Source organism: Acidovorax sp. 106 (assembly GCF_003663825.1).
In the GTDB taxonomy this organism is placed as follows: Bacteria; Pseudomonadota; Gammaproteobacteria; order Burkholderiales; family Burkholderiaceae_C; genus Acidovorax.
On the sequence record NZ_RCCC01000001.1, the window covers coordinates 4,763,970 to 4,775,873 of the forward strand.

Genomic DNA, 11,904 nt, shown 5'->3' on the forward strand with positions numbered 1-11,904 from the left:
GGCCGAGCCCCTGGCAATTGCTATCAACTCAATAGCTGCCAGCGCTTTACCAGAGAGCGCTAGCAGCCATTTTCATTAAAAAATCACCGAGGCGTGCCAAACCCGCCGCCACCCGGCGTGTGGATCTCAAACACATCGCCTGGCTGCATCTGCACCTGGCCGATGTGGTCCAGCAGCTCCACGCTGCCATCGCTGCGCACCACCTTGTTGATGCCCGTAGCACCCGACTGGCCACCGGCCATGCCAAACGCGCCATGGTGGCGGCCGTTCGACAAGATGCTGGCCGTCATCGGCTCCAGAAAGCGCACGCGGCGGATACCGCCGTCGCCGCCCTTGTACTGCCCCGCGCCGCCCGAGCCCTTGCGGATTTCGTAGCCCTCCAGCCGCACCGGAAAGCGGAACTCCAGCACCTCGGGGTCCGTGAGGCGCGAGTTGGTCATGTGGCATTGCACGACGCTGGTGCCGTCAAAACCACCCACCAATTTCCCATCGGCATCCCACACACCGCCCGCGCCGCTACCACCCGAGATGGTCTCGTAGTACTGGTAGCGCGTGCTGCCAAAGGTGAAGTTGTTCATGGTGCACTGCCCCGCCGCCATCAGGCCTAAAGCGCCATACAGCGCGTTGGTGATGCAGGTGGAGGTCTCCACATTGCCCGCCACCACTGAGGCTGGCGGGTTCGGGTTGAGCATGCTGCCCGGCGGGATGATGACGTTGAGCGGCTTCAGGCACCCGGCGTTGAGCGGAATGTCGTCGTCCACCAGCGTGCGGAACACATACAGCACCGCCGCCATGCACACTGCCGTGGGCGCGTTGAAGTTGTTGGTTTGCTGCGGGCTGGTGCCAGTGAAGTCGATGGTGGCACTGCGGCTGGCCGCATCCACTTTCACACTCACGCTGATCTGCGCGCCGTTGTCGAGCGGCAGGGTGAATGCACCGTCCTTCAGGCGCGTGATCACCCGGCGCACGGATTCTTCGGCGTTGTCCTGCACGTGGCGCATGTAGGCCTGCACCACGTCCAGGCCAAACTCGCCCACCATACGACGCAGCTCCTGCTGGCCTTTTTCGTTGGCGGCGATCTGTGCGCGCAGGTCGGCCATGTTCTGCTGCGGGTTGCGGCTGGGGTATTCACCGCTTTCGAGCAGCGCAACCATCTCCGCCTCGCGCAGCACGCCGCGCCCCACCAGCTTCACGTTGTTGATCTGAACGCCCTCTTCCTCGATGCGCGTGGAGAACGGCGGCATGGAGCCGGGCGTAACCCCCCCCACGTCCGCGTGGTGCCCCCGGCTGCCGACATAGAACGTGGGTGTGACTTCATCGGCAAGGTAGACCGGCGTGATCACCGTGATGTCTGGCAAGTGCGTGCCACCGTGGTACGGGTCGTTGAGCACGTACACATCGCCGGGCTGCATCTTGCCCGCGTTCTCACGGATCACCGTTTTGATGCTCTCGCCCATCGAGCCCAGGTGCACGGGCATGTGCGGCGCGTTGGCAATCAGGTTGCCCGCGGTGTCGAACAACGCGCAGCTGAAGTCCAGCCGCTCCTTGATGTTGACCGAGTACGCCGTGTTCTGCAGCTGCAGCCCCATCTGCTCGGCAATGTTCATGAACAGGTTGTTGAACACCTCCAGCAGCACTGGGTCCACGGTGGTGCCCACTGCGTGCTGCACGGCGCGCGCCACGCGACGGTTGAGCAGCAGGTGGTCCAGGTCGGTCAGCTGAGCCTCCCAACCGGGCTCCACGATGGTGGTGGCGTTCTTCTCGGCAATGATGGCCGGGCCGGGGATCACATCGCCGGGGCGCAGGTCTTGGCGCACTACCAGCGCAGCGTCTTGCCACGCGGCGACGCCGTCCACGCCGCCCGTGTACATGCGCACGGTGCTGCGGCGCGGCACTTCCCGCGCGGGATGCAGTGCGTGGCGCGGCTCCACGGGTGCATCGCCGGGCACTACGGCCTCGACCGACACTGCCTCCACCACCAGGCCCTTGCCCTGCATCAGGAAGGCAAAACGTTGGCGGTAGGCGTTCTCGAACGCAGTGGTGATCTCGGCCATAGAGCCAAACGGCACAATGAGCGCCGAGTCGCTGCCCTCATAGCGCACATGCACCCGCCGGTGCACCACGGCTGTGCCGCTGCCCGACTGCTGGCGCTCCAGCTCGGTGCGTGCGGTGGTGGCCAGTTGCCCCAGCGTGGCTTCGATACCTGCCAGTGCTTCGGGCGCGAGCTTGGTTTCCACCGCCTGCTCGCGGATCACGTTCTGGTCGGCCAGGCCCATGCCATAGGCGCTGAGCACACCGGTGAGCGGGTGCACAAACACGCGCGTCATGCCCAATGCATCTGCGACCAGACACGCATGCTGGCCGCCTGCGCCACCAAAACACTGCAGCGTGTAGCGCGTCACGTCATAGCCGCGCGCCACACTGATCTTCTTGATGGCATTGGCCATCTGCTGCACGGCGATCTGGATAAAGCCGTGGGCGACATCCTCTGCCTTGCGTCCGGTCTGCATCGCAAGGCCGTCGAATTTTTGCGCTACCGCATGGCCATCCAACGCTTCATTGGCGCCATGGCCAAACACCTGGGGGAAATGCGCGGGCTGGATCTTGCCCACCATCACGTTCGCATCCGTCACGGCCAGCGGGCCACCCCGGCGGTAGCTGGCAGGGCCGGGGTTGGCGCCCGCGCTTTCGGGGCCGACGCGGAAACGTGCGCCGTCAAAACCGAGGATGGAGCCGCCACCGGCCGCCACGGTGTGGATGCTCATCATGGGCGCGCGCATGCGCACACCGGCCACCTGGGTCTCGAACTCGCGCTCGAACTCGCCTGCGTAGTGACTCACGTCGGTGCTGGTTCCCCCCATGTCAAAGCCAATGACCCTGTCGTGGCCCGCCAAACCAGCAGTGCGTGCCATGCCGACGATGCCGCCAGCCGGGCCGGAGAGGATCGCGTCCTTGCCCTGGAACACCTGCGCATCCGTGAGGCCACCGGACGATTGCATGAAGAACAGCTTCACGCCCGGCATTTCGCTGGCCACCTGGTCCACATAGCGGCGCAGGATGGGCGAGAGGTACGCATCCACCACCGTGGTGTCGCCCCGGCTCACCAGCTTCATCATGGGGCTGGTAGCGTGCGATGCGCTCACCTGCGTGAAGCCCGCTGCGCGCGCAATGCGGGCCGCAGCCTCTTCGTGTGCGGTGTAGCGATAGCCATGCATGAACACGATGGCCGCGCTGCGCAGGCCTGCGTCATACGCGGCCCACAGGCGTTCCTTGAGGTGGTCTTCGTCCAACGGCTCGATCACCTCACCCTGCGCGCCCACGCGCTCCTGCGCCTCGATCACGCGCTCGTACAGCAGCTCGGGCAGCACGATGCGGCGGTCAAACAAACGCGGGCGGTTCTGGTAGGCGATGCGCAGTGCATCTTTGAAGCCTTTGGTGGTGATGAGCAGCGTGGGCTCACCCTTGCGCTCCAAGAGCGCGTTGGTGGCCACGGTGGTGCCCATCTTCACGCATTCCACCAGTTCGGGCGTCACCGCCTCGCCAGGCTTCAAACCCAGCAGGTGGCGGATGCCGGCCACGGCAGCGTCCTTGTACTGCTCAGGGTTCTCGGACAACAGCTTGTGCGTGACCAGCGTGAACGATCCATCCGGGTTGGGGCGCCGGCCCACCACGTCGGTGAAGGTGCCGCCACGGTCGATCCAGAACTGCCAGCGCAAAGGCGCCAAGGGTGCAGAAGACAACATGCTCATGGGGCCTGCGTGTAGAAGGGAACAAACAAGCGCGTGGCGTCGTTGCCCACGGTGCGCACCCACTCGCGCGAAAACTTTTCGCCAAAACGATTGATGTCCTTGCTCAGCTCGGGCGAGATGCGGTCAATCGTCATGCCGTGGCTGCGCAATTCGTTCACCGACGCCCGCAGTGCCGCCTCGCTCAAGGCCCAGCCGCGCTCTTCGGCGGCCTTTGCGGCCTCCAGCACGGCCTTGCGCGTGGCGGGCGACAGGGCATCCAGCGCCTTCTTCTGCACAAACACCAGGTTCTTCGGTATCCAGGCGTTGAGCTCGTAGTAGTACTTGGTGTGCGTCCAGATCTGGCTTTCCACGCCCGTGAGTGACGAAGTGATCATGGAATCGATCTGCCCCGACGCCAGCGCCTTGGGGATGTCTGCCGTGGCCACGTCTACAGACTGCGCACCCAACAGCTCGGCAATGCGCACCGTGGTGGCGTTGTAGGTGCGCATTTTCAGGCCTTGAAAATCTGCCTTGGTGCGCACAGGCTTCACGGTAAAAAGGCCCTGTGGAGGCCAAGGCACGGCATACAGCGGCACCACGCCCTTTTCATCGATCAGGTGCTTTTCAAGCAAGGGCGATTGGTACTGCCACAGGCGATGGGCGTCTTTGTAAGAGGAGACGATGAAAGGCACCGAGTCAGCCCCCGCCAACGGCACGTCCTTGACCATGGCGGACATCAGCATCTCACCCGCCTCGAGCTTGCCCGACTGCACCGCTCCCAAAATTTCAGGCAGCTTGACCAAACTGTTGTTGGGATGCACTGTGATCTTCAGGTCACCCGCCGTTGCCTTCTCGACCTCTCGTGCAAACTGCTCAATGTTCTGCGTGTGCAACGTCTCTGGCTTGTAGCCCGTGGCCAGCTTCCACTGGGTCGCAGCCCTCGCATCCCCCACACCCGCGCCCATCACACCCACGGCCCCCAGGGCGCCCATCACCGTACCCAGCATCTCACGTCGTTGCATCCCATAGCTCCCAATTAACGAATCAAAATCGAACCTGCCTTGCTTCGGCCCCATCTCACAAAGACGCGGCCGAGCGTGCGGCCTGGTCGTACATGCCCGAGAGCACGCGCAGCAATCGGGCCAGCTCGCCAATGTCTTTGTTCAGTGCGTCGTCGGCCTTGAGCGCATCGATCAGGCACGACTCGCGAATATCGCGGTAGCGCTGCACATGCGATCGCCCCAGGTCGGTGGCAGCATAGGTGACTTCCTTGCCGCTCTTGTGCGAGGCCACCACGCCCAGGCCTTGCAGCTTTTTGAGTGAGTAGTTCACCAGATGCGTGTCTTCCACGTTCATGATGAAACAGATGTCTGCCAGGCGCTTATCGCGCGCACGGTGCGTGACGTGGTGCAGCACCAACACATCCAGCGGCGTCAAGTCCTTGAGGCCAGCGGCCGCCATGCAATGCACCACCCAGCGGTGAAAGGCGTTGCCCGAAACGATGAGGCCAAACTCAAACTCGCTCATCTCGGCGCTGCGGGCTGACACCAGATGGGCCGACGAAACAATAGGGCCAGACTCTGCCCTGCGCTGGGTCTTGGGGGCTTGCTGCGTCTTGGCTTTTGCAACGGCGACTGGCTTGGCTGGCATAAAAACCCTCTCAAACATTCATCTGGCACAAGATGTGCATGCCGTTTTATTGTAGGCACGTTGCCAATAATTTGATGCCATTTTGTTGACGTTGAGGCAAAACACCTAGCGCGCAACAGCGGGCATCCGATACAGTGGCACGTCACTTTTCATTGACCTCAACCTCGCGGAGATCTCCCATGAAGCGTCGAATCTTTTCTGCCACCACCCTGGGCGTTGCCCTGGCTTGCGGCATGTCGGCCACCTCGGCCTTTGCGCAGACCAAGTGGGACCTCGCGACGGCCTACCCGGCCACCAACTTCCACACCGAGAACCTGGCCCAACTCGCCAGCGACGTGGACAAGGCCACTGCAGGCAAGTTCAAGATCACGCTGCATGCCAACGCAGCACTGTTCAAGGCCCCTGAGATCAAGCGTGCGGTGCAAGGTGGCCAAGCACAAATGGGCGAAATCCTGCTGGCCAACTTCCAGAACGAATGGCAGCTTTTTGGTGCAGACGGCCTGCCCTTCCTGGCCGACAGCTACGAGGCATCCCACAAGCTGTACACCGCGCAAAAGCCCTTCCTCGACAAGAAGCTGGCCGAGCAAGGCATGAAGCTGCTGTACTCGGTGCCATGGCCACCGCAAGGCATCTTCACCAAAAAGCCGCTGGCCAGCGCTGCCGACCTCAAGGGCATCAAGTGGCGTGCCTACAGCCCTGCCACCGCGCGCATTGCAGAGCTGGTAGGCGCCCAGCCCGTCACGGTGCAACAAGCCGAGCTGTCGCAAGCCCTGGCCACCGGCGTGGTGGAAGCGACCATGACCTCTGGCGCCACGGGCGTGGACAGCAAGCTGTACGAAAGCCTCAAGTACTACTACGACACCCAGGCTTGGCTGCCCAAGAACGCCGTCATGGTGAACAAGAAAGCCTTTGATGCGCTGGACAAGCCATCGCAAGACGCCCTGCTCAAGGCCGCTGCTGACGCCGAAGCCCGTGGCTGGACCCAAAGCGCCAAGGTCAACACCGACACCATCGCCAAGCTCAAAGCCAACGGCATGAGCATTGAAACCCCACCCGCCGCCCTGAAGGCCGACATGGCCAAGGTGGGCGAGACCATGCTCAAAGAATGGCTGGAAAAGGCCGGGCCGGACGGCAAGGCACTCGTGGACGCGTACCGCAAATAAGCAGGCACCATGCGCCGTTTTCTGGACTTCATTTACAACAGCGCCGCCGCCCTGGCGGCGCTTTTCATGGTGGGCTTGCTGGGCATGGTGCTGCTGTCCATCGCCAGCCGCCAACTGCACTTTCATGTGCCGGGCACTGACGCCTACGCAGGCTACCTGATGGCCGCCGCCGGCTTTTTGGCCCTGGCCCACACACTCAAGCGCGGTGAACACATCCGCGTCACGCTGCTGCTCAATGCCCTCAAGGGCAAGGCCAAGAAGGCATTCGAGGTCTGGGCTTTGGCCATTGCCACGCTGCTGGCCCTGTTGTTTGCGGCGTACAGCTGCAAGCTGGCCTGGCAGTCGTATGAGTTCAACGACATCTCCACCGGCAGCGATGCCACGCCCCTGTGGATTCCGCAGATCGCTATGGGCCTGGGCACCGTGGTTCTGGCCATCGCCTTCTTGGATGAGCTGGTGCTCGAAATCCTGGGCAAACGCGCCGATGCACAGCAAGGCGAAGCCCTGCGCAACGAATGAACCCGAGTACACACCATGAGTGATATCGCCATTACCGGCCTGCTGGTGCTGACCCTGTTCCTGATTCTGGGCAGTGGGGTATGGATCGGGCTGACCCTGTCGGGCGTTGCCTGGATTGGGATGCAACTGTTCTCTGCCCGCCCTGCGGGCGACGCCATGGCCGTCACCATCTGGGGCAGCGCCTCCAGCTGGACGCTCACGGCCCTGCCCCTGTTCATCTGGATGGGCGAGATTCTGTTTCGCACCCGCCTGTCGCAAGACATGTTCAAAGGCCTGGCCCCCTGGGTGCAGGCCCTTCCAGGACGCCTGCTGCACACCAACGTGGTGGGCTGCACCATCTTTGCGGCCGTGTCGGGGTCGAGTGCCGCCACCTGCGCCACCATCGGCAAGATGACGCTGCCCGAGCTGACGCGCCGTGGCTACCCCGAGCACATGGTGGTGGGCACACTGGCCGGGGCCAGCACGCTGGGCCTGCTGATACCGCCGTCGATCATCATGATCGTCTATGGCGTGTCAGCCGAGGTGTCGATCTCGCAGCTGTTCATCGCGGGCGTGCTGCCGGGCATTTTGCTGGCGGCACTGTTCTCGGGCTACATCATTGTGTGGGCGCTGCGCCACCCAGACCAAGTGCCCGCCGCCGACGTGCGCATGACCTTCATGCAAAAGCTCTCCGAGTCGCGCAGCCTGATCCCCGTGGTGCTGCTGATTGCTGCCGTGCTGGGCAGCATCTACACCGGCTTTGCCACCGCCACTGAGGCAGCCGCCGTGGGCGTGGTTGGCTCGCTGGTGTTGTCGGCCGTGCAGGGGTCGATGGGCTGGAACACCTTCAAAGAATCGCTGATGGGCGCCACGCGCCTGTACTGCATGATCGCGCTCATCCTGGCGGGCGCAGCCTTCCTGACGCTGGCCATGGGCTACATCGGCCTGCCGCGCCATCTGGCGGAATGGATCGCCTCGCTGGGCTTGAACCAAGCCCAGCTCATTGTGGCGCTGGCCATTTTCTACATCATCCTCGGCTGCTTCCTCGATGGCATCTCGATGGTGGTGCTGACCATGGGCGTGCTCATGCCCACTGTACAGGCTGCAGGCATCGACACCATCTGGTTTGGCATCTTCATCGTGCTGGTGGTGGAAATGGCGCAAATCACGCCGCCGGTGGGCTTTAACCTGTTTGTGCTGCAAGGCATGACCGGGCGCCAGCTGCCCTGGATCGCCAAAGTAGCCATGCCGATGTTCCTGCTCATGTGCGGCGCCGTGGCGCTGATCTACGTGTTTCCGGGCATCGTCACCTGGCTGCCACAGCAGATGGCAGCACGCTGAAACTGTCACTCAACGCCCGTGCCACGGCTGCTACAGTCATGGCATGTTGCAAGTTTTCTCCATCTGCGCAGGCGCGTGCCTGGGAGCCCTGGCCCGCTGGCGCTTGGGGCTGTGGCTCAACCCCGGTGGACTGATTCCCTGGGGCACGCTGGCCGCCAACTTGATTGGTGGTTACCTCATCGGCGTGTGCGTGGCCGTGTTCCAGGCCCTTCCGCAGCTCGACCCCGCCTGGCGCCTGGCCTTGGTCACCGGCTTTTTGGGGGCGCTCACCACCTTCTCCAGTTTCTCTGCCGAAGTGGTGGCCATGCTGCAACAGCAGCGCTACCTCCTGGCCCTGGGCACCACCAGCGTGCACCTGCTGGGCTCGCTATTGCTCACCGTGCTGGGTATGCAAAGCGCTACATTTTTAATAGCTGGCCGCGCTTGATATTCAAGCGCTACGCCCTCATTTGATATTTAGTCTCCAGCAGCCCCTTTGCGCTCCGCACCCGCTCGTTTCTCTCATCGATTACATAGACCAATCCGACCATGGAAGCCAACACCCAACTCAACGAACGCCGCCTGGCCGATGCCTGGGCCGATCTGCACACACACGCCACCAACGGCAACCCGCTGCACTCTGACGCGTACCGCATGGCTTTTGCCGATCCTGAGTTTCTCTTCCGCCGCGAAACACGCGGCATCCGCTTCCAGCTTGAAATGCTCAAGCCCGACCTGGGCCAGGCCGACCAGGGCATTGAAAACACGGTGGTGGTGTTTGGCAGCGCCCGCTTTGTAGACCCCGAGGCCGCGCAACAGCAACTGGCCGACGCCGAAGCCAGTGGCGACACCGCGCTCATCGCCCGCGCCAAGCAGGCCGTGCGCAACGCCCAGCACTACGACCTGGCCCGCCAGTTCTCACGCCTGGTGGCGCAGTACAGCAATGGCAAGCCCGAGTCCGAGCGCCTGTACATCTGCACCGGCGGCGGCCCCGGCATCATGGAAGCCGCCAACCGCGGTGCGCACGACGAAGGCGCACTGAACGTGGGCCTGAACATTGCCCTGCCCCATGAGCAAAGCGGCAACCCGTACATCACACCATCGCTGTGCTTCAAGTTCCACTACTTCGCGCTGCGCAAAATGCATTTCATGATGCGCGCCAAGGCCCTGGTCGCCTTCCCCGGCGGCTTTGGCACGCTGGACGAGCTGTTTGAAGTGATGACGCTGGTGCAAACCGGCAAGGCCAAGCCTGTGCCCATCGTGCTGTGCGGCACCGCGTTCTGGAAGAAGCTCATCAACTTCGAGGCGCTGGTCGAAGAAGGCACCATCTCGGCGCAAGACCTCAAGCTCTTTCACTACACGGACGACCCGCAGGAAGCGTGGGACTACATCAAGGCGTTCTACCAGCTCTGAGCGCTACCGCTGCGCGGCACCCAGGCCGGGCTCAGTCCCAAGGGCTAGCCCTGCGCTGGCGCAACCACTGACGATGCAACGCCCCACACATCGTCAAACACCACATCACCCAGCGGCGCACGTTGGGCCCAGCGCTCTTGCTGGAGCATGGGCTCTTCGTAGAAGCCGTGCACCGGCCCCAGGCACAGCAGGGCGATGGGCTCGGCCCCTGCTGGAATGCCCACCAGGGCGGCCAAGGCAGCGGGGTCAAAGATGGATACCCAGCCCATGCCCAGCCCTTCGGCGCGGGCAGCGAGCCACAGGTTCTGGATGGCGCAGGCGGCAGACGCCAAATCCATGCGCGGCAGGGTGCGGCGGCCAAAGATGTGGGCTTCGCGCCCATCGGCCAGGGCCACTACCAGCAGCTCGGCAGCGTCAAGCACGCCTTGCACCTTGAGCCGCATGAATTCCTCGCGCCGCACGCCCAGGGCATCGGCCGTGAGCAAACGCTCGGCCTCCACCACCTCGTGCAGTTGCTGGCGCAGCGCAGGCCGTGTGATGCGGATGAAGCGCCACGGCTGCATGAAGCCCACGCTGGGCGCGTGGTGTGCTGCCCGCAGCAGCCGTTGCAGTACCTCTGGGGCCACGGCACCGCCAGCAAAGTGGCGCATATCGCGCCGCTCTTCAATGGCGCGGTACACGGCCCTGCGCTCGGCCTCGGTGTAGGGCTGGGCTGGAACGGTGGGCGTGGTGGGCTCTGCTCCGGACATGGGTGCAAGCAAAGCGCTCAGTCCTCAATGCCGCGCTGCGCAGGCACCCCGGCCTTGAACGCGTGTTTGATGAGCGTCATCTCAGTCACCGTGTCGGCCAGCGCGATGATCTCTTCGGGGCAGCGACGGCCCGTGAGCACCACATGCACATCCTTGGGTCGGTCGCGCAGGGTTTGCAGCACGCCTTCGAGCGGCAGCCAGCCGTAAATCAGCGGGTAGGTGATTTCGTCCAACACCACCAAGAAATGCTCGCCGCCCATGATGGTGGCACGGGCTTTTTCCCAGCCGTCGCGGGCCAGTTGGGCAGAGTGCTCCAGGTCCTGGCTCTTCCAGCTGAAGCCGTCGCCCAGGCCTTCGATGGGGATGCCGATCTGCTCGAACATGCGGTGCTCGCCAAAGCGGGCCGTGGGCACTTTCATGAACTGGTAAATCTTGACGGCCTTGCCACGCCCATGGGCGCGCAGTGCCAAACCAAAAGCGGCCGTGCTTTTGCCCTTGCCGTCGCCGGTGTTGACGATGATGAGGCCACGGCGTTCGCCCTCGGGCTTTTCGTAGCGTTTTTCGGTGGGAGCAGCTTCAATTTGCATGGGGTGGGTTCTCGTTCAAATCATTGGAAGGTGGCACAGCCGTAGCGTGCAACTGCGGCAGCGCCATCCATTGCCCGGCCACGCTGTGGATGGCAATGCGGCGGTCAAACACGCGCTCGACAGCGCGGTGGGTATCAGGGTGCGCAGCAGCGCCGTGGTGCACGATGCGGCCACGCGCCAGCACGGCCACGTGGTCGGCCTGCAGCGCCATCGATACCTCGTGCAGCACGCTGACCACGGTCTTGCCTTCAGCCACCAGCGCTCGCACCAGCAGTAGCCAGTCGGCCTGGTGCGGAGGGTCGAGGTTGGCCAGGGGTTCGTCCATCAGCAGCACCTGGGCCTGCACGGCCAGGGCCCGGGCCAGCAGCACGCGCTGGCGCTCCCCGCCCGAGAGGCCACCCAGCGTGCGCTGCCGCCAGTCCCACGCATGGGTGGCGCGCAGGGCTTGCTCTACCGCAGCGTGGTCGGCGGTGCTGGGCGGGGCCAGCCAGGGCTGGTGCGGCAGGCGGCCCAGCATGGCCACGTCGTACACCGTGAGGTCGTCCGCTGCGGCTTCGTTCTGCCCCAGCCACGACAGGGCCCGCGCCTTGTCGCGCCGGGGCCAGTCGGCCAGATCGCGCCCGAGCAGGTGCACGGTGCCTGTGTGGGGTATCAGCCCCGCCAGTGCGCGCAGCAAGGTGGATTTGCCTGCGCCATTGGGGCCGACGATGCTCGTCCAGCACCCGGCCAGCAGCGGCAGATGAATGTCTTGCAGCACAGGGCATGGACCTACGCTAGCGCCCATTTGATGGGCGTA

At 63.8% G+C, this 11,904-nt stretch carries 11 protein-coding genes; 5 read left to right on the plus strand and 6 right to left on the minus strand.

The genetic code is table 11. The features are described from left to right. Positions 1-83: 83 nt before the first annotated feature. The 3 genes from C8C98_RS20940 to C8C98_RS20950 are packed head-to-tail and all read right to left on the minus strand — an operon-like array spanning position 84 to position 5,378. Positions 84-3,743, minus strand: a complete 3,660-nt coding sequence (locus tag C8C98_RS20940; protein ID WP_121456436.1) for a hydantoinase B/oxoprolinase family protein — start codon at positions 3,741-3,743, stop codon at positions 84-86. Between the two features lie 2 nt (positions 3,744-3,745). Further along, positions 3,746-4,750, minus strand: a complete 1,005-nt coding sequence (locus tag C8C98_RS20945) for a TRAP transporter substrate-binding protein (RefSeq protein WP_233574631.1) — start codon at positions 4,748-4,750, stop codon at positions 3,746-3,748. A gap of 55 nt (positions 4,751-4,805) precedes the next feature. Next, positions 4,806-5,378 carry a winged helix DNA-binding protein gene (locus C8C98_RS20950; RefSeq protein ID WP_121455840.1) on the minus strand — a complete coding sequence of 191 codons (573 nt, stop codon included), beginning with the start codon at positions 5,376-5,378 and terminating at the stop codon, positions 4,806-4,808. A 179-nt stretch (positions 5,379-5,557) separates the two neighbouring features. Here C8C98_RS20950 and C8C98_RS20955 point away from each other — a divergent pair, with 179 nt between their 5' ends. The 5 genes from C8C98_RS20955 to C8C98_RS20975 all read left to right on the plus strand — a co-directional run bounded on the left by C8C98_RS20955 (position 5,558) and on the right by C8C98_RS20975 (position 9,772). Then, positions 5,558-6,541 carry a TRAP transporter substrate-binding protein gene (locus C8C98_RS20955; RefSeq protein WP_121455841.1) on the plus strand — a complete coding sequence of 328 codons (984 nt, stop codon included), beginning with the start codon at positions 5,558-5,560 and terminating at the stop codon, positions 6,539-6,541. 9 nt (positions 6,542-6,550) lie between these two features. After that, the gene (locus C8C98_RS20960) at positions 6,551-7,060 is read left to right on the plus strand and encodes a TRAP transporter small permease (protein WP_121455842.1); all 510 of its coding nucleotides are present in this window, start codon (positions 6,551-6,553) and stop codon (positions 7,058-7,060) included. Between the two features lie 15 nt (positions 7,061-7,075). After that, on the plus strand, positions 7,076-8,380 hold the full coding sequence (locus tag C8C98_RS20965) for a TRAP transporter large permease (RefSeq protein WP_121455843.1): 1,305 nt from the start codon (positions 7,076-7,078) through the stop codon (positions 8,378-8,380). 43 nt (positions 8,381-8,423) lie between these two features. After that, the gene (gene crcB / locus C8C98_RS20970; RefSeq protein ID WP_121455844.1) at positions 8,424-8,807 is read left to right on the plus strand and encodes a fluoride efflux transporter CrcB; all 384 of its coding nucleotides are present in this window, start codon (positions 8,424-8,426) and stop codon (positions 8,805-8,807) included. A 101-nt stretch (positions 8,808-8,908) separates the two neighbouring features. Then, entirely contained in the window at positions 8,909-9,772 is an 864-nt protein-coding gene (locus C8C98_RS20975; RefSeq protein ID WP_121455845.1) for a TIGR00730 family Rossman fold protein, read from the plus strand. A gap of 44 nt (positions 9,773-9,816) precedes the next feature. Here C8C98_RS20975 and bluB read toward each other — a convergent pair whose 3' ends face one another. From bluB to C8C98_RS20990, 3 genes are read right to left on the minus strand one after another with little or no spacing between them, the layout of a single operon-like run. Next, the gene (bluB, locus tag C8C98_RS20980) at positions 9,817-10,521 is read right to left on the minus strand and encodes a 5,6-dimethylbenzimidazole synthase (RefSeq protein WP_121455846.1); all 705 of its coding nucleotides are present in this window, start codon (positions 10,519-10,521) and stop codon (positions 9,817-9,819) included. 17 nt (positions 10,522-10,538) lie between these two features. Continuing rightward, complete coding sequence (cobO, locus tag C8C98_RS20985; RefSeq protein WP_121455847.1) at positions 10,539-11,108, minus strand: cob(I)yrinic acid a,c-diamide adenosyltransferase; 570 nt, start codon at positions 11,106-11,108, stop codon at positions 10,539-10,541. Then, a complete protein-coding gene (locus C8C98_RS20990; RefSeq protein ID WP_121455848.1) occupies positions 11,098-11,892 on the minus strand; it encodes an ABC transporter ATP-binding protein in 795 nt (264 codons plus the stop codon). Before C8C98_RS20990 ends, cobO begins: the two co-directional genes overlap by 11 nt. Positions 11,893-11,904: the final 12 nt, after the last annotated feature.

Bases quoted from the DNA above. Each gene is read 5' to 3' on its own strand.
- C8C98_RS20940 (WP_121456436.1), bottom strand. From the start codon at position 3,743: ATGTTGTCTTCTGCACCCTTGGCGCCTTTGCGCTGGCAGTTCTGGATC.
- bluB (WP_121455846.1), bottom strand. From the start codon at position 10,521: ATGTCCGGAGCAGAGCCCACCACGCCCACCGTTCCAGCCCAGCCCTAC.
- C8C98_RS20975 (WP_121455845.1), top strand. From the start codon at position 8,909: ATGGAAGCCAACACCCAACTCAACGAACGCCGCCTGGCCGATGCCTGG.
- crcB (WP_121455844.1), top strand. From the start codon at position 8,424: ATGTTGCAAGTTTTCTCCATCTGCGCAGGCGCGTGCCTGGGAGCCCTG.
- C8C98_RS20950 (WP_121455840.1), bottom strand. From the start codon at position 5,378: ATGCCAGCCAAGCCAGTCGCCGTTGCAAAAGCCAAGACGCAGCAAGCC.
- cobO (WP_121455847.1), bottom strand. From the start codon at position 11,108: ATGCAAATTGAAGCTGCTCCCACCGAAAAACGCTACGAAAAGCCCGAG.
- C8C98_RS20960 (WP_121455842.1), top strand. From the start codon at position 6,551: ATGCGCCGTTTTCTGGACTTCATTTACAACAGCGCCGCCGCCCTGGCG.
- C8C98_RS20955 (WP_121455841.1), top strand. From the start codon at position 5,558: ATGAAGCGTCGAATCTTTTCTGCCACCACCCTGGGCGTTGCCCTGGCT.
- C8C98_RS20965 (WP_121455843.1), top strand. From the start codon at position 7,076: ATGAGTGATATCGCCATTACCGGCCTGCTGGTGCTGACCCTGTTCCTG.
- C8C98_RS20945 (WP_233574631.1), bottom strand. From the start codon at position 4,750: ATGCAACGACGTGAGATGCTGGGTACGGTGATGGGCGCCCTGGGGGCC.
- C8C98_RS20990 (WP_121455848.1), bottom strand. From the start codon at position 11,892: ATGGGCGCTAGCGTAGGTCCATGCCCTGTGCTGCAAGACATTCATCTG.